The organism is Candidatus Methylacidiphilales bacterium (assembly GCA_028713655.1).
GTDB lineage: Bacteria > Verrucomicrobiota > Verrucomicrobiia > Methylacidiphilales > JAAUTS01 > JAQTNW01.
The window spans coordinates 47,371-72,592 of record JAQTNW010000013.1 but is presented as its reverse complement, the minus strand read 5'-3'; the positions used below and the strand labels follow the sequence as shown (position 1 = coordinate 72,592).

The window sequence follows — 25,222 nt, the reverse complement described above, 5'->3', positions numbered from 1 at the left end:
AGCTGGCCTCGGGTGAGCTTTTTAATGGCTGGCCCGGTGCTCCGACCCTGACTGTTTCCGGAATACCCTATGCCCAGTATGACGTTTACGTGTATGCGGCCATTGACGCCACGGGCCGAAATGAAACTGTTTCACTGACGCCATCGGGCGGCTCGGCGCAGTTCTTTAGCTTCAAGACGCAGGACGGCGGTTCCGCCTGGACTGTAGCCACCAGCACTTGGAATGGGACGGGCACCCCGCCGACGCTGGCAAGCGCCAACTACGTTCACTACACGGGCCTGACGGCGGGCAGCTTCACAATGGCTTGGGGGGCGCCTGGCAACGGCGGCCTTAACGGTATCCAGATTGTGGCCAGAGGATCCGGTGGGTCAGCACCAGCCATCACCAGTTCCCTGACGGCCACCGGCACAGTGGGCAGCGCGTTCAGCTATCAGATTACCGCGAGCAACAGTCCAACGAGCTATGGAGCCACCGGATTGCCTTCAGGCCTGTCAGTGAATACATCGACAGGCTTGATCTCCGGCACGCCGAGTGCGGCAGGCACCAGCAACATTACGATCAGCGCCACCAATGCAAACGGCACTGGCACGGCCACGCTGGTATTAACCGTGAATCCATCCGGCGGCGGCGGAGCCTCAATTGGGATCCAGTTTGTGGGCGGCCAAACCGCCTTGAATGCAACGGACTCGGCTGGGCTTTCAACCGTGGCCCAGAGCCATTGGAATGCACTGGCAGGCGCTTCGTTTAGCAATGTGGCATTGACGGACAACTCCGGATCAGCCACCAGCACGACGCTGACCGGCAGTGCCAACGGGACTTATCGTGGCGGGGGATCTTCCGCGTCGCCTGCGGGCAACGCAAAGCTGGCCTCGGGTGAGCTTTTTAATGGCTGGCCCGGTGCTCCGACCCTGACTGTTTCCGGAATACCCTATGCCCAGTATGACGTTTACGTGTATGCGGCCATTGACGCCACGGGCCGAAATGAAACCGTTTCACTGACGCCATCGGGCGGCTCGGCGCAGTATTTCAGCTTCTTGACGCAGGGTGGCGGTTCCGCCTGGACTGTAGCCACCAGCACTTGGAATGGGACGGGCACCCCGCCGACGCTGCCAAGCGCCAACTACGTTCACTACACGGGCCTGACGGCGGGCAGCTTCACGATGGCTTGGGGAGCACCTGGCAACGGCGGCCTTAACGGTATCCAGATCGTCAACACTTCCGCCGGCGGACTGCCTTCACCGTGGACCAACCAGGACATTGGATCGGTGGGAGTGACTGGAAGTTCGAGCTATTCGGGCGGCGTGTTCACGGTCAATGGCGGCGGTGCGGACATCTGGAACAATGCCGATTCCTTCCAGTATGTGTATCAGCCGGCCAGCGGCGATTGCAGCATCACCGCGCGGGTGGTGACGCAAACCGTCACCGATTGGTGGGCCAAAGCCGGGGTCATGATCCGTTCGGACCTGACCGCAGGTTCAGCCTATGCCGCGATGCTGGTAACGCCAGGCAATGGCTTGGCGTATCAATATCGGACAACGGCGGGCGCGGGCGCGCAGAATGTGTCAGGAGGGGCCGGAGCGGCGCCCTATTGGGTGCGGGTGACGCGCAGCGGCAACACATTTACGGGATACACATCCCCTGACGGCACAACGTGGACCCAGGTCGGAACACCACTAACCATCGCGATGGGAACGAACGTCTATATAGGTCTGCCGGTGTGCAGCCACAATAACACCACGTTAAGCACTGCCACCTTCGACAATGTGACAGCCTCACCGTAAGTCGCAAAATAAGGATTCCCCGCCGCAAGCGGCGGGGAATTCGACCCTCAGTGATTAACGACTGAAGGCAGGACATTCTAAAAACCTACATGCAGTTCGCCATTAAAAATTGCTTGGACCTTCGTCAACGTTCAATGCGCGTCCGATTTCTTTCAGGCGCATTTAGATTGATTGAAAAAAACAAGATCATAGAGAACGACAGAAATGGCGGGCTGTCGCACGACAACAGCAAGACGGCCTCCAGCATTTTGGATAATTTGAGCTTGAAGTAAATATGCCCACGGGTTCTCTCTTGCATGGGAGCAGCCCGGCGTCGGATGCGCTTTGGCGAGGTATCGCGTAGGAAATCGAGCCCGGATTCCTGATAAATTTTTCTGATACTTGTCAGATGGAAGGGCTTGATCCAAACTTGTCAGTGAGTCATCAAAAGATTTCCTTTTTGCCCATTTTTTGCGATGCTCCCGTTAGGTGAAGAAAAGGAAATCCTCAAAAGCCAGTTTGGGTGATGTTGCCAAGGCGGCGGGAGTTTCCAAGACAGCTGCAGGCTTCGCCTTGCAGAACCGTGCTGGTGTGAGCAGGTCAACCCGCAGGCGCATTCTTAAAATTGCACGCCAATTGAACTATGCTCCCGATGCCCGTCTCGCCACCCGGATGACCGCCATCCGGCAGGTTGCATCCAAGGATTTGCTGCCGATTGTCTGGTTCAATACCAACAAGGAAAAAGACACCTGGCACAAATACAAATTCCATACCCCGTATTTAGAAGGCGCGCGGGAGCGCGCATTCGAACTCGGCTATCGAATTGAAGAAATATGGATGTGGCAACCAGGTTTGACGATGCGCCGGATTTCCCAGATTATCTACCAGCAAGGCATCGAAGGAATTATTGTAAGCGATCCGGCCCGGCACATGCGCTTAAACATGGATCATCTGGCGTCCGTTTGTATCGGAGGCGGGCTGCTGTTGCCTGCGCTCCATCGAATCACGACAGATATCCATTTCAACTTGCTGCTGGCTTTCAAATCACTCAAGCGCTTCGGTTATCGGCGCATTGGGATTTGCCTGACACAGGAGGCAGAGCGATTTTCAGGGCATGTGATTGCCTCCATGGTACTCTATTTTGATTCAATAACTCCCAAATCACAGCGGATTCCGCCTTTGTTCTTTCCTTATTTAATTAAGGATGAAGCCAAAGGGATGGCGTTTGCGGCATGGCTGAAACGGGAGCGCCCCGAGGTGGTGATTGGACTCGATAACCGATTGGTGCAATGGGCTAAAAATGCCGGATTTCGCGTTCCAGACGAGCTGGGTATTGTGCATCTTGCAATCGAGGATGACGTCCTCGACTGGGCCGGAATCTACGCTAACAAGAGGGAAGTAGGGCGTTTGGCGGCCGAGTCGGTGATTTCCCTCATTCAAAACCGCCAATTCGGCGTGCCTGTCATTCCTTCCACCCGGCTAGTCCGCGGTTCATGGCAGAACGGACGCACTCTCCTGATTCCAAGGACGGAATAGCGGTATGAACGGATGACCGCGATGTGGAGTGTGGTGGGAAGCCGGAGGCGCGACACCGATTTGATTTTCCGGCAAAAGACAACTCCGACATGCGTCGCGAGTGAACTCCGACATGCGTCGCGAGTAAAAAGCGCCGTCGTCGCCACGCTCTGCTGGCGCACTCCAACGTGCTGCCGTGCTTTTCCTACTTGACGTAAAGTACCGCTTTTCTGGCCATTGAATGTCGATTCTGGCAATTTAACTTTGTGATTAGGGGGAAACTCATAATCGAAACAGCTCATGTGGAAAATATGAAAACAAACCATCATTCCCTTGTGTTTATTTTAACGGTCTTTGCCTTGGCGGCCTTTGTCGGCGCAGCCCAGGCACAAATTGTCAGCATCCAATTCAGTGGTACAGGTACCGCCTTGTCATCCACTATCTCAGCCGGCGCGGTATCGGCAACCAACTGGAACAGTGAAGCTGCAAGCTCCGGGTCCGGTATAACCGGCCTCGTTGACTCCACCGGTGCGACGGTGAGCGGATTGAGCTTGACCTACACCTCCAACGGGAATGTTGGCGGCGGCAGCCCAGGAGGCGACCAGGGATTACAGGATTTGTATTCGAGCCATCTGGAATCACCGTACAGTGCGGATGCCACAGGAACAGTTGCAAACAATCGTGTGGCGCTTCTGCTGACTAATATTCCATATGCTGCCTATGACATCTATGTTTACACCCGCAACGCCGGTAATAACTCGAAAGTTTGGCAGAGCACAACGAACTTTTATACAAGCAACGCTGATATTGCTTCCAACAGCACCTCCATCGCATATACGGATGCCGGTGCCAGCACCTATGTGAATGGCGGTAACTATGTGGTATTCACCGGCCTGACGGGCACCCAGCAGTTCCTGCTGGATTCGGGCATTCTCGATGGCGGCGGCAGCAACAACAATTCCGGCTTTGCAGGCGTTCAGATCGTTTCGGCCGTTCCGGAACCCTCCACCTACGCGATGATGCTGGGCGGTTTGGGGCTGCTCATGGTGTTGCGGAGATTCAGCGCCCGCAAAGTGTGAGCGGAAAGAAGTCAGAGATCAGAAGTCAGTAGTCAGAATTAAGAATTCAGAAGTTAGGACGGTTCGCAACAGCGGACTTTTGGGATGGGCAACATGTTGTCCAGGGTGGGGAGTGGCGCAACGCCACTGTAAATTGCTTGAGCCTTCGCCGACGTTAAAAACTCGCCTGATTTCCTTCGGGCGTTACGAGATTGATGAAAAAACATGATCATGGGGAATGCGGGGGATTTGCTTACCCAAGAATAAGCGGAGCTTTGTCCCGTAATAAATCCTCTAATATTTTTTTGCCCGGAACTGTATCCAGTAATGCGATCATAACAATAAGGAGCATGAACACTAACATGAAAATAAGAACAACCCTGATTCAAGCCTGTATCCTCGTAATCCTGGCCCTGGCGGCATTTTCCATTCCGGTCGCCAAAGTCCAGGCGCAGTCGGACATCAACCTGACCGGTTATACGCTCACCTTTGCCGATGAGTTCAACAGCTTGAGCGTCACCACCAGTTCTCCCAAGGGCGCTTCAACATGGTACTACTGGCCGCCGTACGGAGCAGCGGGTGCTTATTCTGCGTCGCAATGGGACGCCAACGCTTTCAGCGTCAGCGGTGGAATTTTGTCCAACAAAGCCTGGCTGGACGCTTCCAATAACTGGCATTCGGGAAACCTCTCGTCCATGGATACCACTCATGCCGGCTTTTCCCAGCAATACGGTTATTTTGAAATCAGATGTCAGATACCCAATTCCGGTACGGGTGCCTGGCCCGCCTTTTGGCTGGCTGAATCGAACTGGGGATCGGGTGTGCAGGGTGAGGAGATCGACATCTTCGAGTGGTATGGTGTCTGTAATACACCCGGCAATCTTCAAGCTGTTATCCAGGAGGCCTCGCACAACTGGAATACCGACGGGAGCCAGAATCAGACGCTACCATATCTTTATTCACCCGGAACTCCATTGCCCGGAGGCTTTTATCCGTGGCAGGGCTATCATATCTATGGCTGCCAGGTCGATCCGGCGCATATCACCTGGTATATCGACGGCGTTAAAACCAACCAAATTTCAACCCCGACCAGTTATCTGACGGCACCCTTTTATGTCATGATCGATTATGCCCTCGGCGGCGGCTGGCCGTTGACCGGGATGGTCAATAACTCATCCTTGAATGTCGATTGGGTCCGGGTTTATTCGCTGCCTCCCGCTGCTGCGCCAACGATCACCAGTGCATTAACAGCGAGCGGCACGGTGGGCAACGCGTTCAGCTATCAGATCACAGCCAGTAACAGTCCGACGAGTTACAATGCCATCGGTTTGCCTGGCGGGTTGAGTGTGAACACCTCGACTGGCTTGATCTCCGGTACGCCCAATGCGTCGGGCACCTTCAATGTGGGTTTGAGTGCCAGCAACACTAATGGCACCGGCATGGCCACGCTGGTCTTGACGGTGAACAGTTCGGGCAATCCAAATCTTGCGTTAAACAAGCCGGCGACGGCCTCATCGCTGGAGTCCACCAGCTATCCAGCGTCCAATGCAGTCGATGGCAACCTGTCCACCCGCTGGTCCAGCCAATTTAGTGATCCGCAGTGGATTTATGTGGATTTGGGTGCGACGCACAGCATCAACGAAGTCAAGCTTACCTGGGAGAATGCCTATGCCAGTGCCTACCAAATCCAAGTCTCCAATGATGCCAGTGCCTGGACCACGATCTACAGCACCACAACCGGCACGGGCGGGGTCAACGACCTGACCGGGCTTTCCGGCAGCGGTCGTTATGTCCGCATGTACGGCACCCAACGCGGCACGGGTTGGGGCTATTCGCTCTGGGAGCTTGCTGTGTACGGCTCATCCACATCCACATCCACACCCGTCAGCATCAATCTTGCGGGCTCGAATACGGCGCAACAATTGCAGCCTGCGGATGTGGCCGGAGCGCCGGGGTACGCGGTCGCGAACTGGAATGTCTTTACGGGGGCCAACAAAACCACGTCGTCTCTGTTGAAGGATTCCACGGGATCGACTGCGGCAGGAGTGACGTTGAGTTCGTTTGCCTCCGCCACAGCCTCCTTGATAAATTCGGGCAGCGGCCTTACCCCCAACCAAAAACTCTTTGCGGGTGAGATTCAGGCTTATTACGCCGGTTCGCCTGCGGTCACAGTAAGCTCGATTCCCTACAGCAACTATGATGTGGTGGTTTATCTGGAGTCTGACCAGACGGGGAGGACGGGGACGGTCTCGTTGTCGGGATCACCGACCACGTATTATTACAGCACGGTCGGCGGCAGCGGCCAACCGGCTTCATATATTCAGGTGACTTCGACAAATGGAACCTATATGACCGGGAACTATGTCGTCTATGCAAACCAGAGCGGCTCGAGCAAGACGATCTCGTTGACTCCGAGCAATTGGTCGGGAATCTGCGGCATCCAGATCATACCTCATTGATTGGAGAATGCGCTCTTTCGACGGGTTGCCCTCTTGCATGGGGGCAACCGCCTACCCAGCCGCTCAATGTAAATATAGGCAAATCAAGGTTTCAAACAGCCACATTCGACAACGTAACTGGCTCACCGTAAGTCGCAAAATAAGAATTCCCCGCCGCAAGCGGCGGGGAATTCGACCCTCAGTGGTTAACGCCTGAAGGCAGGACATTCTAAAAACATTCATCCGGAGCCCGGGTACGGGACACATCCGCCAGGTCGGCGCTGCGCGCATTCCCGCCTGAGTGGAAGAAATGCGGGCTTTTCGTCTGGCAATTCCACCTTTATGCAATTAATTTCAAGAACCGCCGCATCCCTTACGCCTATGAAGTTACAAATTCAGGATGAATTGGCTTATCGATTGAATCGCAATTTTGATCGTTTGGAACGGGAGGAGTATTGCCCCGAATCCGTTTTTGCTTCCACAGATAATAACCAACAGTGGCCCGGTGACTATCCCGGTCGTGTGATTCTGGACCTGGTTCAACTGGTACGCGTGACCGGACGCCGCGCGAAGCACCTTGATTCAATCCTAAAAGCGCTGCCGAAACATTTCAATGCGCGAGGCTATCTTGGAGAGGTTCTGCCCGAAGGAATATTTGACGAACAACAGTTGGCCGGCCACGGCTGGCTGGTAGCGGCCTTGCTGGCGTACTATGAGTTCTCAGGCGAAGAACAATCCCTGGCGTTGGCCAGAACAATGGCCTGCGAGCTCTATAAGCCGCTCCTCGGACGGATGATTTCTCATTATACGATTGATCCCAAAGGAACTTTGCAGGGAAAGCACTCCGGCACTCGCATGGAATCGATACGCAACGGTTGGCGCCTGTCAACCGATGTGGGCTGCGCCTTCATTGCACTGGAGGGATTGGTTCCCGCCCGTCGTTTGCTGAAGGAGAGTTGGATATCCGCCTTGATTGAGGAAATGACGGAATGTTTTGCGGGTTTGGATTTGGTGGCAGTCTCCGCGCAAACTCATGCGACGTTGACTACGGCGCGCAATCTTTTGGCGTGGCATGATCAGGCAGGGGGCGAGAGTTTGCTGGTTGCAGCGGAACGGCTGTACCGGCTTTATCGTGAACAGGCGATGACGGAGAATTACGCCAACTATAATTGGTTTAATCGTCCGGAGTGGACGGAACCCTGCGCGATTGTGGATTCCTTTATTATTGCCATGGAGTTATGGAAAAAGACCGGGCGCTGCGAATACATTCAAGATGCCCACTCCATTTACTATAATGCGCTTGGCTATGCCCAGAAGCCGCACGGCGGATTTGGCTGCGACTGTTGTGTGGGTGCTGGAGGTCCGGATTTGTGCAACCAAGTCTATGATGTCACATGGTGTTGCAATATGCGGGGCGCCGTGGGACTTGCTTATGCGGCGCAACATGCCTTGCTGGTGGATGAAGGCGCGCTGACATTGCTGTTTCCATTTTCTTTCCGGGTGGAAGAACTCGAGTCATCCGGGGTCACGATCATGGAGTGCAGCACAGGTTATCCCAGGGAGGGTTGTTTCAAGATCAAAATTCAAACCGCACCAACACTGGGCCCGTTGTCTTTGCGCTGGTTTATGCCTTCATGGGTGGATCTGAATTCTGTGAAAATATTGGTCAACAACGAGCTGATGACGCCCGTTAACGACGCACCCTTTTGGAGCGTGCCAATCATGCCGGGTCAAATGTCGGAAATAGATGCTCGCTTCGATATGCCAACCCATCAGGAATCGCGACGGGTATCAGGATCTGCACAAGAGCTCTATCGCTATCGCCGGGGACCACTCGTTTTGGCGGAACGCCAGCGAGTGGATTCAACGGGGAAGCCTGTTACTGCGGAAGAATCGGCCCAGTTGCAGCCATTCAATGACATTATCTATCTGTCGGATGATGAAGCCATGAAGGACCGGCGGCATGTGCTCTTTTCAAAGATGATTAAATTTGTCGCATGAATTGCAGCCAACGCGCCGACCCTTATACCTGTCAAAACTTCCAGAATGTTGTATTTTTGACTTCGATCATAAAAATCCTAGCGTATCTGGATAAGGGTTTCACGCCACCTCGTAAACGCTGCGCCGCCGTTGTGCTGGCGCAGTTGTGTAGTTGTCGTCCCATAAGTCTTTTGGGTGATGGCGCGTTTTCGCGCCATGCGCCATCCCTCTCTGGGACTGAACATCCAAACCGCTCTAAATTGTCTATTTCTGACGAATGTAGTCGATAAGCGCGACGAACACGCCCGCAGTCCAGCCCAGCATCGGAGCTGCGGTGTATTCGCCGCCGGCGACTTCGCCGGTCGCGGCATCGGTTTTCTCCCAGAGCTGCCCGGTCTTTTCGAAGAGGCGGATGGTGGTGGCAACGTACTTTCGGGCGAGGCGGAGGGCCTCCGGCTCGTAGCCGTACCGGCGCAGGCCTTCCACCATCATCCACACCATGGGTGGCCAGACATTGGGGAATGCCCATTGGTAGTCCCGGCAACCGGGCATTTCAGGAGTGTAAGCCATGCCATGGTCGCGCTCGAAGAGCGGGAGGTTGGCGACCATGCGTGCGGCTTGCTGCGGCGTGGCCAAACCACAGAAGAGCGTCTGATAACCGGTCTGCGCGGGAACGTCACTTGGACGCTGGTTGATGAAATCGTAATCAAGAAAAAGACCTTGTTCCTCATTCCAAAGGTAGCGGTTCATGCGTTCACGCCTGGCGGCATTACGCCCCAGCCAGAGTTTGTGGTCGCCCCAGCCAAGGCGCTGGCTGTAGTCGGCGAGGACGAGTTCGTATTCGAAAAGTAGGGCGTTCAGATCCACCTGGCAGAAATCGAGGCAGCGACGGCTGAAACGTGGAGTGAAGTCGCACGTGGCCTCTGCTTCGGCCATATAGTGGCCACCGATGCGGACTTTGTCGGAGGTGGAGGCATCCTTGGCCAGGAAATGGAGGCGATTGGTTATGCTGTCATAGAACTCCGCGCAGCCGTCCGCTGTTTCGTGATGGCGGTGTTGGGTGAGTCCGATGGGGGTATTCCTGGCGGTAGTCCAGAAATTGTATTCCTGGCGGATGCCATTGGCGCATTCCGGAAGCAATGCATCGTTTCCGCCCGCGGCGAAGTAATCCTGCACGATACGGCAGAAATAGGGGGACTGCGAGCGGTTATAGAGTGCAACGTGGTTGGGCATGTAGCCTTGGCGTTGGATGAGCCAGAGCATATTCCTGATGTTATCCCTCGCGGTCTCGATATATCCGTGGCGGAGGAGACCCAGGTTGGTGAAGTAGGTGTCCCAGTAGAAGAAATAGGAATAATGGCCTTCCCCTTTGATGCAGGGGGAACTGTACGGGAACGGCAGATCCTCGCCGTTGTAACCGGAGCCATTGGAGTCGCGGTAGATCGAGCGGGGCCAGTTGGCACGGATGTAATCGATAACGCTGTTTACTTGCGTACTGTCAATGCTTTCAGACGTCATAGGTGGGTCACAATATGGGAGATGGAATTGCCGCCGCATCGATGATTGAAAACCGCCGTGTCGGCGGCGTTTGCCATCCTACCTGTCCACTTGTCATCCTTGTATTTATTTTCAATCATATTTTGCGCTGGCAAGGGATAAGGCATTACTCATGTCTTTTCCATTCTCTCGTTTTAGCCGGGATTTTCCATTTAGGTTCATGTTCATGGTGAACCAGGGTGGTTTTTACGATATTCTCCTCCGGCAGCGGCTTTGCAACATTTTTCATTCGAACCGTGAAATTCCATGCAGCCCTTGAAAAGGCAAGCGCGTTTGCCTGAATGTTGTATGATTGACTACGATCATAAAAATCCTAGCGTATCCGGATGAGGGTTTCACGCCACCTCGTGGAGGCGCGCCGCGAGCGGCTGGTGACGATGATTGCCCAATATGGGTACCTGCCGGTGCAGGAACTTTGCCGGCGCCTGGGCATTTCCGAGGCGACCGCGCGGCGTGATTTGTCAGGCTTGGAAAAAGAAAAAAAAGTCCGGCGCACCTATGGCGGCGCCATATCGGAATACGACAGCCGCTTCCCATCCTTTTCCGAGCGCCGCGATCAATCAAAGTCGGCGAAGAGAAAAATTGCAAAGGCCTCACTTTCCTATATTTTGCCAGGAAGCACCTGCTTTTTTGACGCCGGGACCACCATTTACGCCATCGCCGAGGCCTTTCGCGAGCATCCAATCGTGCCGCTCAAAATCGTCACCTCGAATATTCCCATCGGCGAACTGCTGGCCGGAATTCCCGGCGTGGAAGTCTTTCTGGTTGCCGGGCGGCTTCTTTCACGCCAATCCGTTTTGCTGGGAGAAATAGCCCGGAAAAGCCTGAAGTTTTGGCGGTTTGACTCAGCCTTTCTGTCGGCGGAGGCCATGAATCCGAACGGTATTTGGAACTCGCAGGCTGCAATCGTTGAGCAGCAACAAGCCGTCATTCGCAGAACCAGGCTCGCGATCTTCTGCCTGGATGGCCGCAAACTCAGACGAAACGCGCCGCACTTTCTTCTGCCCTGGAACAAGGTTGATGTTTTGCTGACCGAAGTTCCCCGCCGGGAGCTCCTGCAGGCGGGCATCCGGATCGTTGAGGCGCGGTACTCTTCCGCTTTGGACAAGCGTAAAGCGGCCAACCGCCAGCCGCCCGCCAAGCGGTGAAATTCCCCCCTTGCTGAGTTTTTGCCGCTTCGTTTTCAATCTCTTGCAATTTATTGTTGACGGCCTCGGCTGCGTTTATATGATCGAGATCGGTCATATAATAAATTGTTGCAAAGAATCACCGCTCACAACTCGCTCAACCGGCAAAAAGACCATGACAACAAAATTCAAACATGTGAACTATACCTGGGATGATACCACAGCATCGAAGCTGGATCCGCTTGGCCGTCTTGTTTACCGCTCAAACATACTGGGAGCCGACCAGCGCATCACCAACACCGGCGGCGGCAACACCTCGTCAAAGTTCATGGAAACAGATCCCCTCACCGGAGATCAGGTTGAGGTGCTCTGGGTCAAAGGCTCCGGCGGGGACCTGCGGACCAGCAAACGCGAAAATTTTTCCTCATTGTACCAATCCAAATTGATCGGGCTTCAAAAATCCTATGCGGCACGCTCGGACAAGGGCCTCAAATCCCAGGCCGAAGACGACATGGTCGCGGCCTACAACCATGCGACTTTCAATTTAAACCCGCGCGCCAGCTCCATCGACACGCCGTTGCACAGTTTTATTCCCGCCAAATTTGTCGATCACATGCACCCGAATGCAGTCATTGCCATTGCGGCGTCCGCAAATTGCGAAAAATTGACCCGCGAAATTTTCGGCGGCGAGATGGAATACGTCCCGTGGATGCGCCCGGGATTCGAACTGGGCCTGGCAATGCAGGAAATCTGCAAACGCAATCCAAAGGCAAAGGCGATCATGATGGGCCAGCACGGCTTCATTTCCTGGTCGGACGATGACGCGGAATGCTACCTGCGCACCCAGGACTTCATCGAGCGCGCGGCTCTGTTCATTGAAAGGAAATACGCGGACAAAGGCGGCGATAAAGCCGCGTTTGGCGGACAAAAATTCCAGACACTCGCGCCCGAAAAACGAAACGAGGTCTTTTCCGCCATTTTGCCGTGGCTGCGCGGGCAGGTTTCGCAGCAGAAACGTTTCATCGCAACAATCCAGGACGATGAAAAGATCCTGCGCTTTGTGAATTCCAATGATGCGCCCCGCCTGGCCGGGCTCGGCACAAGCTGCCCCGACCATTTCCTGCGCACAAAAATCAAACCGCTCTACGTCGCATGGGATGCGCAAACCGAGGATGCCTCCGCATTGAAGAAAAAACTCGCCGATGGCCTCGCCCAATACCGCAAGGATTACGCGGCCTACTACGAAAAATGCAAACATGCGAATTCGCCCGCGATGCGCGACCCGAACCCAACGGTGATTTTGGTTCCCGGCCTTGGCATGATTGCCTGGGGCAAGGACAAAAGCGAATCCCGCGTCACGGCGGAATTCTACAATTGCGCAGTGGAAGTCATGCGCGGCGCCGAGGCGGTTGACAAATACGTTTCCCTGCCCCTGCAGGAGGCGTTTGACATCGAATATTGGCTGCTCGAAGAGGCCAAATTGAAACGGATGCCGGCTGAGAAAGAACTCGCCCGTCAAATCATTGTCGTGATCGGCGCGGGCTCCGGCATCGGAAAGGAAACCGCACACCGGCTTGTGCGGGAGGGCGCACATATCGTTTGCGTTGATTTGAACGAAAGCGCCGCCCAAGCGACCGCCAGGGAAATCACGGACAAGTTCGGAGTCGGGATCGGCGTCGCCGGCACGGGGATTTCAAACTGCGGCCCGGCAATCGGGCTCGGCTGCGACATCACAAGCCGCTCAAGCATCCGCAAGATGCTGGACCAGGTCGCGCTCGCCTACGGCGGTTTCGATTCGATCTGCGTGACAGCCGGGATTTTTGTGCCAAGCGATACAACTGGCCATATCCCCGACGACAAGTGGGCGCTCACGTTCAACATTAATGTCACGGGCAGTTACCTGGTCGCGGACGAAGCTGCAAAAATCTGGAAGGAACAGGATCTAAGAGGCAACCTCGTTTTGACCACGAGCGCAAACGCTGTTGTCTCCAAAAAGGGGTCGCTTGCCTACGATGCCTCCAAGGCCGCCGCAAACCATCTGGTCCGCGAACTGGCTGTTGAACTGGCGCCGCTTGTGCGCGTCAACGGCGTCGCGCCCGCAACGGTCGTGCAGGGCAGCGCAATGTTCCCGCGCGACCGTGTCATCGGCTCGCTGGCAAAATATAAAATCCCCTACGATGACAGCGAGGCGACCGAATCGCTTGTCAAAAAGCTTGCGCAATTTTACGCGGATCGGACGCTGACCAAATCTCCGATCACACCGGCGGACCAGGCGGAAGCTTATTTTCTTTTGGTCTCGCAGCGCCTGTCAAAGACTACGGGACAAGTCATCACCGTTGACGGCGGCTTGCACGAGGCCTTTTTAAGGTAGGACGGACCACGGCCCTCATGGGATATACGAAGCCTGTGATCTTCGAATAATTACAGGCTTTTGGCATTGCGGGCGGCCTTGTGCGCCGGAAATGTCTCCTGGAACGCTGGATGTTCCCTCACCTGTTTCAGTGTTTTTTGCAAAAGTGTTTTCCCAGGCTCCATCCGATGCCAGGTCGAGGCCCCGGACGGATGCGGAAACGGTGCCAAGTCCAGCTTATGTCCGAATTTTTCGACCGGAATGATACGGCCCACAACGGCGTCCAGTTTTTCACATTCGGCAAACTGCCGTATGGCCAGCTTTCCAATGGCCAAAACCAGTTCGGGCCGCAGGATTTCAATTTCGGCCTTGAGCCAGAGCATGCAGTTGCTGATCTCGAGGTCGTCCGGAACCCGGTCCCCGCCTTTTGGATTTTTTCCGGGATAACAACGGCAGACGGCGGCCATGTAAACCGAGCTGCGGAATGTTTTCTCATCCACGCCCCATGCCGATTCAAACCAGCGGAACATGGTTTTCCCCGCGGTCCAGGCAAAGGGTTTCCCGAAGGTTGGCTCCTTCACGCCCGGCGCCTGGCCGACCAGAAGGATTTTGCCCGACACCGCCTCACCAACCACCACAGGCTTTGCCATTTGCGGGCAACGGGAGCAGGCACGGAGCCGGGACAGGTGTTGTTGGATTGTCGTATTCAAGAGCAAGGATGTAGAAGCACCGCTGAAGAAACACAAGCACAGGTTCATAGAGACAGATACATAACCTCGTAAAGAATTATTTTCCACTCTGCAATCAATCTATTAATAATTAAGTATGTACGCTTAGTCTTGATATAATCCAAATACCCCTTTTACTAGAGGCCAAAGGCCCTGAAAATTAAGCGCGGGTTTTGGATGATGATTAAGGAAATCTTATTGGTGGAGGATAACAAAGAATTGGCTAAAGTTCTGGAGTTTGTCCTGTGCAGTAAAGGGTACAAAATCACAACCCTGCCAGACGGACTGTCCGCCCTCGCGCATCTCAAACAGGCCGGTACTGCCTGTTGCCAGCTCATTCTGACCGATTTCAAAATGCCTGGTGCAAATGGACTTGAACTCATCAACCAAGCCAGGGCCCTCGGGTACACGGGCAAAGCGATTTTGATCTCAGGCCACCTGACCGAAGGCACTGATCCAAGAGTCCTGCGGCAGGCGTTTGCCGAAGTTTTGCAAAAACCTTTTACGATGGAACAGTTGATCAGCTGCATTGAATCCTTGGCGTCCTAGCATCCGCGCGGACGCAGCGGCAAAATGTCCTGTTGACCCGCCGGAATCGATTTGATAAATTTTCAGTTCACTCCACTACTGCCCGATGGTGCAATGGTAGCACACCAGATTCTGGATCTGGGTGTTCTAGGTTCGAGTCCTAGTCGGGCAGCCATTTTCAATTTCCGGGCCCGCCATGACCAGACCGGTCTATTCACACCCATCTTCCTCTTTTCCAACGTGTTGCGTTACCATTTGCTTGAAGATCCGGGAAAAAAGCCTAAATAACTATGAACTCAACCGCTTTTTATAAACCAGTATCGAGACAAGCCTGCCTCCAGAAATCAGACAAAACATGAAAACCTGCGCATTAATCCTGTTGCTTCTGCTTCCTCTAACGTCCGCTTTCGCTGAAAATCTCAACCCCCAAAGCAACACACCCGGCTGGAGTTGCGGTTTTGAGGAGATGACTACCCTGCCCAACGGCTGGAGCTATGAAGGCCTTATATCTATCACGGCCGAGAATACATTCAAAGGCTCCAACGCCTTGGTTCTCAACCGCGCGGCGGCCAATCGTGAAAAACCCTGTTCTGCAACAACAGCAGCCTTTCCCATCACTGCCGGTAGCTGGGAATTTTCCTGCGCCACAGCCTCGGACCTCGAATCGCCCGACTCCTCCTATGACGGCGTCATTACGGTGGAAATTCTCAATGCCAAGGGAAAGATAATAGATCAAATTGTCATTGCCGATGTCTATGGCAAGCGTCCCTGGCAGTTGACCCGCCAACGCCTCAGCATTCCCGCCCGGGCCGTGTCGGCGCGCTTTGTCATCCAGCTCAACAAAACCATAGGAACCTTCCGCGTTGATGAACTGGCAGCCAAACCCGTTGCCGACGAGGACAAGGTTGCGGCCATCAACCGCATTGTTTTTTCTTCATCGCAACTTGGCAACATGTTCAGGCTGGAGGACCCCCGCATCCTTACCGTCACCGTGGAATCAATCCGAGAATTAACGGATACCGAGCGAGTTCTCACTTGGACCGTACGCGATTACTGGAGTGCGGAGCAGGCGCCGCCGGAGACCGTCACCGTGACGGCCAACGGCAAGAACAAAGATCGCTTCAGCTACACAGGCAGCATTGACCTTGCGAAGATGCCGTTGGAGGTCGGCCGCTACTATGAGATTCACGGCCAGATACCTTTGACTGACAGCGATCCCTATCGCAACTGGTCGAGCTTTGCCATTCTGCCCGTTGCTCCGGCCAAGGCTTACAAGCCGACACAGATACCCTTCGGGGCAGGCGCCTGGGATGGACGAATTGCCGTCTGCACCCAACTCTCCGACCGGCTCGGGTGTCGCATCGGCAATCGCCCCCAGGCAGCCCTTTGCGCCCAGCTTGATATGGGCATCATGTCAGGCACCCCGGGGGTCTATGAAATCGAGCACCACACCCGGGATTACGAAAAGATGACCGAAGCAACGCAGCGCGAGGCCATCCGCAAATGGCTCGCCGAAAACGGCAAGCAACCACCGAGTCCGGTTGTGATGGTTCTCGGCAACGAGCCAGGCAACTCCGGAGAGCGTTTAAAGGAAGCTGTGCGTTGCTACAAGATCGCCTATGACGAGATCAAGAAGGTCGCCCCGGAGACCATCGTCATTGCCACCTCGGTGAGCGCGGACGAGGAATACTTCAAACTCGGCTTCCAGGATGCCTGCGATGCCTTCAATTACCATGTCTATGAGTCGCCGCAAGGCTTGCGGGCTGGCATGGAGGCCTACGGGGCGTTGATGAAGAAGTACCACTGTGTAAAGCCAGTCTGGGTGACCGAAACCGGCCTCAATGCCCAAGGCATGACCCGGCAATATGTGGCAAGTGACATGGCACGAAAGGTCGCCACTTTTTTTGCCGCTGGCGGCGCTTGGATGTCATGGTTCGACACTGTTTATCCTGACACCGACGCCAAAGGCGTTGGGTCGAGCGGCGACGCCTTCAACATGTTTGACGGCCGCTACAATATAAACAGCCCACGCCTTGATGCGATAATGTACTATAACCTGATCAACGGCATCTTGATCAAGAAGTTCGCCAATGAACGCACCTGGAAGGACGGAATCAACGGTTGCCTGTTCCGCGATGGCGACGGCTGGTGTTTTGCAATCCTGTGGAAGGACAAAGGCAGATCCGATGTAGTACTGCCCCTGGTCGGGGTCAAAGATGTAAGCTGCGTGCACATCGACGGACGCCGCACCATGCTTGATGCCAACGGTACAGGCATCGGGTTGAGTATCGGCGAGGATCCACTGCTGCTTTCTTATAAAGGCCCGGCCACTTTGCCTGAAAGCCTGGCGGAGCCGGAGATCCGGATTAGCTCTGCTCCAGAGCGGTTGATTCGTGGTATGCCTGCGACCATTACACTGGGAACCAAAGCGGATCCCAAGCTGGTTTCACTGCTTACCCCTCCGGGATGGAAAGTTGAGCGCAACCCTAGCAATCCTCTAAGCTTTACAATCGCCTCGCCGGAAGCCAGCATGGCCAAGGCCGGCGACCTTCTGGTCCACCTCGCCAACGCCAGGGGAAGGGTCATTGCAGAACTTGCCACCCGTCCGACCATTGCCGGCCGCCTCGGAGTTGCGATTTGGCCCAAGCCCGCAGCCACTCTTGACGGCCAGCCGTCTGTACAGATTGAGATCAACAATCTCGCCGCACAACCGCAGACCGTGAATTGGACGTTTTCCCTCACAGGGGAGCAGTTGATGACACATGGCGGCTATTTTTCCCCGTTGCAGCCGACAAACGCCTTTCTTGCCGATGCCGGTTCCGGCAAGGCCACCGTGGCGGCCAACTCCCTGCAAATGGTGACAATACCGTTGTCTGGGATTGATCCGCTCAAACTTTATCACGCGAAAGCGAGCATTACGGATGCCGACGGCGGCACCATTACCTGCGCCCGCGCGCTCGGCGGCTTTGCCTCCGTGCCGCGGGCTGCTGCAGTGAAGCTTGACGGCGTTCTTGACGAGCCAGCATGGAAACGGGCAACCCCGTGCCTGCTCAATAAAGCCAGCCAATATTTCGCTTTTGGCGAAGGCAAAGCTTGGAAAGGCCCTGACGACCTCTCCGCTACCCAGCGCTGTCTGTGGGACAACAAGTACCTCTACATCGGAGTCGAGGTAACAGATGACGTGTTTCGCAATGTCGGCGCAGATGGTGATCTCTATGCCGGCGATGGGGTGCAGTTTCTGTTCGACCCCAAGCGCGATCAGGAGGAGAAACCCGGCAAGTATGATGCAGTCTTCGCTGTCGGAACCAAAGGGCCCGAGGCTTGGTACTCTTTGACGGGAAGCTCCTCGGTGCCGAGTGGAATACAAAAAGACGTCATCGTGACGATGAAGCGCGGAGCCAATGGCAACGCCACGTATGAGATAGCAATTCCATGGGCCAAACTTGCGCCATTTGAACCGCACGTCGGCGCCGATCTTGGCGCCGCCATGATTGTCAACGAGGACGACGGAACCGGCCGCTGCGGTTATATTGGCTGGTTCGGCGACGTATCGAACAAGTTGATCGATATCGTGGGCGACTTGATCCTCGGAGAATAAGCAGGGAAGTTCCCGCAAGACTCCCGTCCGCTTAGGAACATCACGGTAATTAACCCGGATGCCGAGACAGCCGGGTTATACCCCCTGCTTCTTCTTGATCTCTTTCAGCTTGGGAGCATCCTCAAACACCTTGTAGTAGTCGTCGAGCGGATAACAACCCGATCTGAGCCCGTTTCGCGGCGCCGTGGTGCAATCGCTGAAAGTCCTGCAAATGTACCGGGGCTGCAATTTCCCCTGCGCCAGCGCGTCATTCAGGATGGTCGGATACGACAACACCGCGCGCCCGATGCCCACGATATCGACATGCCCGTTCGCCAGATAATACTGGGCGACATGCGGGAGGAATTCCTGCAGGTAGGAATAACCGGTGCCGACGAGGATCATGTCGGGAAATTTGGCTTTGAGCTGCCGGACCACATTGATCTGGCGCGCAACGCCGACCAGCGGGTCTTCCGGCGGTTGGTAGCCGTCCGAGGGCGGATACGCCGCCGGGCGTTGGATGTGCGGATTGTAATACGGGCTGCCTGCGCTCAAGTTGACAAGACGCACGTCCAGACTGCGCAGTAGTTCCAGTAACTTGAATGTTTCCGTGAGATCGCATTCAACAGGATTATTCTGATTCACGCCAAACCCATACTTGTAGGGCAGGCAATGCGAATAATCTTCAGGCATGCCGGGGCCGATTTTCCCGGGCTCGGCAAGCGCCGGATTGGGTTTGAACGGCACAAAATCAAACGCGCTCAGTCGAACTGCGATTCCCAGCCCCGGCACTGCGTCCCGTATCCCCGCCACGATGTCGCGGACCATGCGGGTGCGATTTTCAAACGACCCGCCGAACTCGCCCGGACGCGTATGTGCGCCCAGGAACTCGTGCAAAAGATAGCCGTGGCAATGTTTAACATCCACGAAATCGGCCCCCGCATCATGGGCCACTTTGGCCGCCTTGACGTAGTCCTCAATCAGGCGCTTGAGATCGTCATCGCTCAGAATTTGTTCGTCGCTGGTGACATTGAATTTTTTGTCGAGAATCGGGTGGCGATAGGCAATGCGCGACTCCCAACGCGACTTGTCATTCGGGCGGCAAAAACGGCCCGAGTGCGTCAATTGAAAGCCTATCACCAGATCGTCTGTATTCCCGTAACGTTCCTTATGGGCGTCAACCAGGGTTTGCCGCAATTGGGCAATGCCGTCCTTATTCTGCTCCTGAATGATGATCTGGTTCGGATTGGCCCGTCCATCGGGGCGCACCGCCATGGCCTCGCCGCCGCTGATGAGCTTCGCGCCGCTTTCGCCAAAACGCTGCCAGCGCCGGAGCATGGGTTCCGTGACGCCGCCGGTTGTTGTTCCATCCCAGCCTTCCATCGGATGGATGGCGATCCGGTTGCCGATCTTGCGTTTTCCCCATTGGATGGATTTTGAAAGCGGCGATTCGGCGCCCTGCTTGATGGTGTCATCGGCCTGCAAATCAATCTGCAGGGAGGAAACCAACTGCCTGAAGGCGTCAACCGTTTTGAGTGAAGGAATGCGCGTGATCTTGATTTTTTCCATAAATAGACTCCAGTGTTCCGTTATTTAATTTTAAAGAAAGCGGGGTAGGTCTGCTTTTGGCCCAGGCGCCACAGCAACAGAGCGAGTTCACGGCCATGGTAATCCCCCCACATCGAGGACTCGCCGGATGGCACTTTCTGTTTGGGCGGAATGTAGTCCCAGCCGTTCGGGCGATGGTACACCGAGTGAAGCAGAAGCCCCTCATGCGCGGGGTCTTCAGAAAGATACGGATCGCTGAACAAGGACTGAGCGACAGTCAACCCGGCCTGGAAATAAAGCCTGCCCTTGGCGCGGGAATTCCGCTTTTGCAGATAAGATCCGAGGCGCAGCAGGCCTTGGGCGGAAATAGCGGCGGCTGAACTGTCCACAGGCTCATGAAGATTGAACGGATCTGACGGCTTTTCGAGATAATCCCCCATCTGCGCCAAGCCGGGAGCACCCGTGTCCCAATAGGGAATCCCATCGGTGGGTGTGTACTCCAGATAAAAATCCGCCACGGCCTCGGCGACTTCCAAAAACCGCTCCAAAACCCTGGATTTGCCGCCGGATGCGGAAAAAGCGCCGGACGGAAGGGTATCGAGGAACTCCAACTGCTCCGCATAGCCTAACAATATCCACGACAGGCCCCGCGTCCAGGTCGAGAAGGGTGAGTAGCCCTGCTGGCTGCTCGGGCAACGGTACTGGCCGTCATTCAAATTGAAGATGGACTCATGCGCGACGCGTCCACGGATGTCGTACGAATCCCGGCCCTTGCCGAAATACACATTATAACGGGCGGTAGTTTCGGCATGCCGGAGAACTCGCTCCAGAAGATTGACAGGCTTGTCCATTTCCCCCATGAGCCTGTGACCGAGAAGGTGGCTCACAGCCAATACGCGCATGGAGCGGATGGTGTCGGCAAACAGCGAATGCGGGCCATTGAAGGAATAGACATAGCCTGCGTCGTCACCTAGACATGTCCAACGCGCAGCCTGAACCGCACCGGAGACCTTGAGCGCCAGCTCGTAAAAATTCTTTTCCCAGGCGTTTTCGGCGATCCGGCCTTCCTTCATCAAGCGCAGCAGGTTGCCGTAGGTGCTGACATTGTTAAATCCGTGATCGTGGACGCCGATGTGGCTGAGATGCGGTGCCATCACACTCACCGTGGCGCGGCGGCCCAGTTCAAGGAATTTCTCATCACCCGTCACGTCAAATTGCAACAGGGCCGAACCGAACTGGAATCCCTGGGTCCATTCCGTCCAGCCTCGTGAGGTGTACTTGCCTTTAACGGTAAAGACAGGCGTCCCATTAGCCGGATTCCATCGTTTCTCCAGATTCTCTATCTTTGAAGCAGAAGTCGAAAAAAATCGCTCGACGATGGGTAATAAATCCTCCGCTTGAAGTTGGGTGTTGATTTTGATCATGTTCGCTTCTCTGTCTGGTGTGAATCAGAATCCTGTTTGTATGAATTGGCTACAACCGTCGCAAATGAAATCCACCGTCCACATGAATGACTTCGCCGGTCGAAAACGGAAATGACCCGCCGAGAACCGCGCAAACCGCGCGGCCCACATCCTCGGGGAAACCCCAGCGTTTTTGCGGAACCAGGCCCTCCTCCAGCAATTTGTCGTATTTTTCTTTGACCCCCGCTGTCATGTCGGTCTCCATGATGCCCGGACGGATTTCAAACGATTGGATTCCCTCGCCTGCGAGGCGCACGGCCCAGAGCTGATTCACCATCGCAAGCCCGGCTTTGGAAATGCAATATTCGCCGCGGTTGATGGACGCGGTGTCGGCGGAGATGGAGGTAATGAAAAGGATTTTAAAACCACCGGAAAGCAAAGGCTCCGATTTTTTCTGCAACCACCAATTGGCCACTGCTTGGGTCAGAAAAAAGGGGCCTTTCAAGTTGGTACCCAGAACCTCGTCAAATGAGTTTTCACCGGCCTCGGTCAGATCCGCGCGGACTCGCGGTGCGATTCCCGCATTGTTCACCAGCGCATCAATGCGCCCCAATTGTGCCAGGCTTTCCTCCAACAACCGTTTGCGGTCCGCGGCCTTTCCAATATCCGCCTGAACGGTAATAAATTGTTGGGCGCTGGATTTGGCCTCGGCTTTGCAGCGGGCGGCTGTCTCGGCGGCGGCTTGGGCATTGCCGGCATAATTGATCACGATGGAATAACCATCGCGGGCGGCGTGGAGGGCAATCCCACGGCCAAGGCCCCGGCTGGCGCCGGTGATGAGGATTACGGGTGGTTGCGGCATGGGTCGGAGCGTATCAAAAACGGAGGCGTACTGTTAGAAAAAGAAAGCAAAAATTAGCATAAAACCGACTTTATTTTTGTATTAATACGGATATTCTCCTTCTGTTGAAAGACTTCAAACCCCTCTACCTCCAAAACCTGGATCTCAACCTGGCCGGAACCCGGGTTTTGCGCCTCCAATTAAACCGCCACCTCCGCGAATTGGACGCCATCGCACCCCACCACCATGAGTTCGACCAGATCCTGCTCTATTTCATTGGCCGCGGTATCCAAGAGATTGACTCCCGCCAAATTCCCATCCGGACCGGTACAGTTGTCATGGCCGGAGCCGGACTGCCCCACGCCTTCCGCGAAACAAAAGGACAGCGCCCGCTGTGCCTGGTAATCGACTTGAAACTCAGCGGCTCCAATTCCGGCATACGGTCTTTGGCAGGCCAATTGACCCAGATCCAATTATCCATGCTACGCCAGCATCTTTCCAATTTAATGTCTTGTTCGAAGTCAGATTTGGCGTCGAACCAGTTTCGGGTGGCAGGTCTGGTTTTGGAAATACTCGATGTAGCCTTGAAAACTGTCGGCTGGCTGCCCATGAGCAGAACAAGTTTCGAATCTCCGCTGCTCAAGCGGGTTCGCCGGGCCTTTCTGGATCCCACAAATACCGGCCTCAAGCTGCATCTGATTGCCGCCAAGATCGGCTATCAACCGGATTATCTGAACCGGGTGCTGAAACAGCAATGCGGCCTCACGCTGGGACAAATCCGGGACCAGGAACTGTCGGCCCGTTCCGGCCGCCTCCTGAAGCAAAACCTGTCTGTGGCTGAAGTCGCAGAGCGGCTTGGTTTTTCAGAACAGAATTATTTCGCCCGCTGGTTCCGCCGACAAAGGGGCATGACCCCCAGCCAATGGCGGCGTCTGGGCTGAATATGCGCGAATCGTGCTTGCCAATTTCCCCGCTCCCACTCAATCTCGGCACGAATGAAAATTAAACAGATTGCCGTGCTGTGCCTGCTTGCCGTTGTCGCCTGTTCCCCGAAAAATCCAAAAGATCCGGGTTATGTTGTCGCCTCCTTTAAGGGCGGCAAGATTGTCCGCGCCGATCTGACAAAAAAGGCATCCAGCATCGTCAAGCGATTCGGCAGCCGTATTGAAGATTTGAATCCCACGCAAGCCAGCATGCTCGAATGGCAGGTACTCAATGAGATGGTCAACGAAAAGATCATTCTGAAAAAAGTCGATCCGGTGTTTGGCAAGGAAATCAAACCCAAGGTGGACCAGCAAATTGACGCCCTGAAAAAACGCTTCCCGGACGAAGCCCAGTATAAAGCCAACCTCACACAATCCGGCCTCAACGAAGAAGATCTTCGGTATGACATAGCCCGCCGGGTGGCTCTGGAATATCTCGTGGCCAAGGAAAACCCGACTGTCCAGCCTGTGGATGACGCGGAAGTTAAAAAGTTTTACGAGCAGAATCCCCAATACTGGAATCAGGATGAGCGCCTCCAGATGCGCTACATTCTTATCTCCATCCCCAAGAATGCCACTGAAGATGTCAAAAACCAGAAGAAAGCGGCAGCGGAAGCGGCTCGCAAACGTGTGGCAGGCGGGGAGGATTTTGGCAAGGTCGCTGCGGCTGTCTCGGACGAAAAAGCCAGCGGCGCACGCGGGGGCCAATTGCCGGAAATGGGCCCAAGCCAACTGCCGCCCGAATTTCAAAAAGCTGTACTGAACCTCAAGCCCGGTGGCATCAGCCCGGTTTTCCAATCGGCGGATGGCTATCATATCATCCAAGTGGTGCAACGCATCGCAGCACGCGTGGTTCCCTTTGCTGAAGTCAAGGACAAGATCGCGAATTCCCTGCAATCAAGACGCCGCGTCGATGAAGCACGCAAGCTGATTGAAAAATACCGGCAGGACGCAAAAGTCGAGATTCGCATACCAAATCCTTCGAGCGGTTTGAATCAGGCGCCTGCGCCTGCAGCGTCCGCCCCAACTCCCCCGCCCCCTCCCGTAAAAAGGTAAGCGGGGCCGCAACGTATTATTATTTCGCCGGAACATGGATTGCCGCGTCGTACGTCGCGGCGGAACGCTGTTGTGCGCTTCGTCATCGCGAGAATCCAAACCTTTCAAAAAGTCGTTTTGAGCGGGGATGAACGCGAAATTTTGGAGTGCGCCGGCAGAGCGTAGCGGCGACGGCGCTTTTTACTCGCGGCGGATGTCGGAGTTGCAGAAAATCCAAAGCGGTGTCGCGTCCGGCGGCTACCGGGCTTGCCACCGCACTCCATATCGCCTCCAAGCTGCCACAAGTGTTCATTAGGAACCCGGGCAAGCACCGTGCTCGACATCACGCAGAGTTTTCGGCAATTTACCCGCATGAAACCGACGGACAGGCACAAGCGGATTGAGGAGCTTCTCGCGAAGCTCGTACGCCTGGCCGATTCCTGCCGGGATCTCTACGCCCTTCAGACACGGCTTCAATTCCTCAACCTCGCAACTTCTGCGGAACTCGGTTTTTTTTTGCCGAATGAAGATTTGTCAGCGCTCAGCGCGGAACAACTCGAAACCCTGTCCTCGTGCCTGGAGTCCTGGTGGCGCGAACCGGCCCTGGCCGCGGCCTCGCTCAACCGCGAACTGCTCCGGCACCGGGCAATGCCATCCATCCAGCCAGTCCGGCGGAATTCCCCTGCCCCGGCGGATCGCTGGAACGGGGTTATTGCGCGCGAAACCGCCGGGGCGGGCAAATCTGCTTGCCATGCTGCCGGTATTTTATCACCGTAAAGTGAAGTTATCAAAAG

17 protein-coding genes and 1 tRNA gene are annotated in these 25,222 nt (G+C 55.2%); 13 read left to right on the top strand and 5 right to left on the bottom strand.

Annotated elements, in window-relative coordinates:
* From PHD76_06030 to PHD76_06010, 5 genes are all read left to right on the top strand, one after another.
* A partial coding sequence (locus PHD76_06030) for a putative Ig domain-containing protein (GenBank protein MDD5261391.1) occupies positions 1-1,781 on the top strand: 1,781 nt, incomplete at its 5' end.
* A 468-nt stretch (positions 1,782-2,249) separates the two neighbouring features.
* A complete protein-coding gene (locus PHD76_06025; protein MDD5261390.1) occupies positions 2,250-3,296 on the top strand; it encodes a LacI family DNA-binding transcriptional regulator in 1,047 nt (348 codons plus the stop codon).
* A 290-nt stretch (positions 3,297-3,586) separates the two neighbouring features.
* Complete coding sequence (locus PHD76_06020) at positions 3,587-4,354, top strand: PEP-CTERM sorting domain-containing protein (GenBank protein MDD5261389.1); 768 nt, start codon at positions 3,587-3,589, stop codon at positions 4,352-4,354.
* Between the two features lie 341 nt (positions 4,355-4,695).
* On the top strand, positions 4,696-6,792 hold the full coding sequence (locus tag PHD76_06015) for a discoidin domain-containing protein (protein MDD5261388.1): 2,097 nt from the start codon (positions 4,696-4,698) through the stop codon (positions 6,790-6,792).
* 360 nt (positions 6,793-7,152) lie between these two features.
* On the top strand, positions 7,153-8,772 hold the full coding sequence (locus PHD76_06010) for a glycoside hydrolase family 127 protein (GenBank protein MDD5261387.1): 1,620 nt from the start codon (positions 7,153-7,155) through the stop codon (positions 8,770-8,772).
* A gap of 243 nt (positions 8,773-9,015) precedes the next feature.
* Here PHD76_06010 and PHD76_06005 read toward each other — a convergent pair whose 3' ends face one another.
* Complete coding sequence (locus PHD76_06005) at positions 9,016-10,269, bottom strand: trehalase family glycosidase (protein MDD5261386.1); 1,254 nt, start codon at positions 10,267-10,269, stop codon at positions 9,016-9,018.
* A 365-nt stretch (positions 10,270-10,634) separates the two neighbouring features.
* Here PHD76_06005 and PHD76_06000 point away from each other — a divergent pair, with 365 nt between their 5' ends.
* Together PHD76_06000 and PHD76_05995 are read left to right on the top strand one after the other, a co-directional pair.
* Positions 10,635-11,456: a DeoR/GlpR family DNA-binding transcription regulator gene (locus PHD76_06000; protein ID MDD5261385.1), complete on the top strand. Its 822-nt coding sequence runs from the start codon at positions 10,635-10,637 to the stop codon at positions 11,454-11,456.
* A gap of 154 nt (positions 11,457-11,610) precedes the next feature.
* The gene (locus PHD76_05995) at positions 11,611-13,806 is read left to right on the top strand and encodes a bifunctional rhamnulose-1-phosphate aldolase/short-chain dehydrogenase (protein MDD5261384.1); all 2,196 of its coding nucleotides are present in this window, start codon (positions 11,611-11,613) and stop codon (positions 13,804-13,806) included.
* 50 nt (positions 13,807-13,856) lie between these two features.
* On the opposite strand, the gene PHD76_05990 is transcribed toward PHD76_05995, so the two are convergent.
* Entirely contained in the window at positions 13,857-14,495 is a 639-nt protein-coding gene (locus PHD76_05990; protein ID MDD5261383.1) for a uracil-DNA glycosylase family protein, read from the bottom strand.
* A gap of 198 nt (positions 14,496-14,693) precedes the next feature.
* On the opposite strand from PHD76_05990, the gene PHD76_05985 reads away from it, so the two are divergent.
* The 3 genes from PHD76_05985 (at position 14,694) to PHD76_05975 (ending at position 18,639) form a co-directional block, all read left to right on the top strand.
* Complete coding sequence (locus PHD76_05985; GenBank protein MDD5261382.1) at positions 14,694-15,062, top strand: response regulator; 369 nt, start codon at positions 14,694-14,696, stop codon at positions 15,060-15,062.
* Between the two features lie 79 nt (positions 15,063-15,141).
* Positions 15,142-15,216 (top strand) — tRNA-Gln (locus PHD76_05980).
* A gap of 180 nt (positions 15,217-15,396) precedes the next feature.
* The gene (locus PHD76_05975) at positions 15,397-18,639 is read left to right on the top strand and encodes a sugar-binding protein (protein ID MDD5261381.1); all 3,243 of its coding nucleotides are present in this window, start codon (positions 15,397-15,399) and stop codon (positions 18,637-18,639) included.
* Between the two features lie 75 nt (positions 18,640-18,714).
* On the opposite strand, the gene PHD76_05970 is transcribed toward PHD76_05975, so the two are convergent.
* The 3 genes from PHD76_05970 to PHD76_05960 are packed head-to-tail and all read right to left on the bottom strand — an operon-like array spanning position 18,715 to position 22,431.
* Positions 18,715-20,187, bottom strand: coding sequence for a hypothetical protein (locus PHD76_05970; protein ID MDD5261380.1), 1,473 nt, complete (start codon positions 20,185-20,187; stop codon positions 18,715-18,717).
* 20 nt (positions 20,188-20,207) lie between these two features.
* A complete protein-coding gene (locus tag PHD76_05965; protein ID MDD5261379.1) occupies positions 20,208-21,590 on the bottom strand; it encodes a hypothetical protein in 1,383 nt (460 codons plus the stop codon).
* A gap of 49 nt (positions 21,591-21,639) precedes the next feature.
* Positions 21,640-22,431, bottom strand: a complete 792-nt coding sequence (locus PHD76_05960; protein MDD5261378.1) for a 3-ketoacyl-ACP reductase — start codon at positions 22,429-22,431, stop codon at positions 21,640-21,642.
* 104 nt (positions 22,432-22,535) lie between these two features.
* Here PHD76_05960 and PHD76_05955 point away from each other — a divergent pair, with 104 nt between their 5' ends.
* The 3 genes from PHD76_05955 (at position 22,536) to PHD76_05945 (ending at position 25,205) form a co-directional block, all read left to right on the top strand.
* The gene (locus PHD76_05955; protein MDD5261377.1) at positions 22,536-23,351 is read left to right on the top strand and encodes an AraC family transcriptional regulator; all 816 of its coding nucleotides are present in this window, start codon (positions 22,536-22,538) and stop codon (positions 23,349-23,351) included.
* A 54-nt stretch (positions 23,352-23,405) separates the two neighbouring features.
* Positions 23,406-24,449 (top strand): peptidylprolyl isomerase, encoded by a 1,044-nt coding sequence (locus PHD76_05950; GenBank protein ID MDD5261376.1) that lies wholly within the window; start codon positions 23,406-23,408, stop codon positions 24,447-24,449.
* A 351-nt stretch (positions 24,450-24,800) separates the two neighbouring features.
* Positions 24,801-25,205 carry a hypothetical protein gene (locus PHD76_05945; GenBank protein MDD5261375.1) on the top strand — a complete coding sequence of 135 codons (405 nt, stop codon included), beginning with the start codon at positions 24,801-24,803 and terminating at the stop codon, positions 25,203-25,205.
* Positions 25,206-25,222 lie beyond the last annotated feature (17 nt).

Coding starts and splice junctions, on each gene's coding strand:
- PHD76_06020 (MDD5261389.1), top strand. CDS start 3,587: ATGAAAACAAACCATCATTCCCTTGTGTTTATTTTAACGGTCTTTGCC.
- PHD76_06015 (MDD5261388.1), top strand. CDS start 4,696: ATGAAAATAAGAACAACCCTGATTCAAGCCTGTATCCTCGTAATCCTG.
- PHD76_06010 (MDD5261387.1), top strand. CDS start 7,153: ATGAAGTTACAAATTCAGGATGAATTGGCTTATCGATTGAATCGCAAT.
- PHD76_06005 (MDD5261386.1), bottom strand. CDS start 10,269: ATGACGTCTGAAAGCATTGACAGTACGCAAGTAAACAGCGTTATCGAT.
- PHD76_06000 (MDD5261385.1), top strand. CDS start 10,635: ATGAGGGTTTCACGCCACCTCGTGGAGGCGCGCCGCGAGCGGCTGGTG.
- PHD76_05995 (MDD5261384.1), top strand. CDS start 11,611: ATGACAACAAAATTCAAACATGTGAACTATACCTGGGATGATACCACA.
- PHD76_05985 (MDD5261382.1), top strand. CDS start 14,694: ATGATTAAGGAAATCTTATTGGTGGAGGATAACAAAGAATTGGCTAAA.
- PHD76_05975 (MDD5261381.1), top strand. CDS start 15,397: ATGAAAACCTGCGCATTAATCCTGTTGCTTCTGCTTCCTCTAACGTCC.
- PHD76_05970 (MDD5261380.1), bottom strand. CDS start 20,187: ATGGAAAAAATCAAGATCACGCGCATTCCTTCACTCAAAACGGTTGAC.
- PHD76_05965 (MDD5261379.1), bottom strand. CDS start 21,590: ATGATCAAAATCAACACCCAACTTCAAGCGGAGGATTTATTACCCATC.
- PHD76_05960 (MDD5261378.1), bottom strand. CDS start 22,431: ATGCCGCAACCACCCGTAATCCTCATCACCGGCGCCAGCCGGGGCCTT.
- PHD76_05950 (MDD5261376.1), top strand. CDS start 23,406: ATGAAAATTAAACAGATTGCCGTGCTGTGCCTGCTTGCCGTTGTCGCC.
- PHD76_05945 (MDD5261375.1), top strand. CDS start 24,801: ATGAAACCGACGGACAGGCACAAGCGGATTGAGGAGCTTCTCGCGAAG.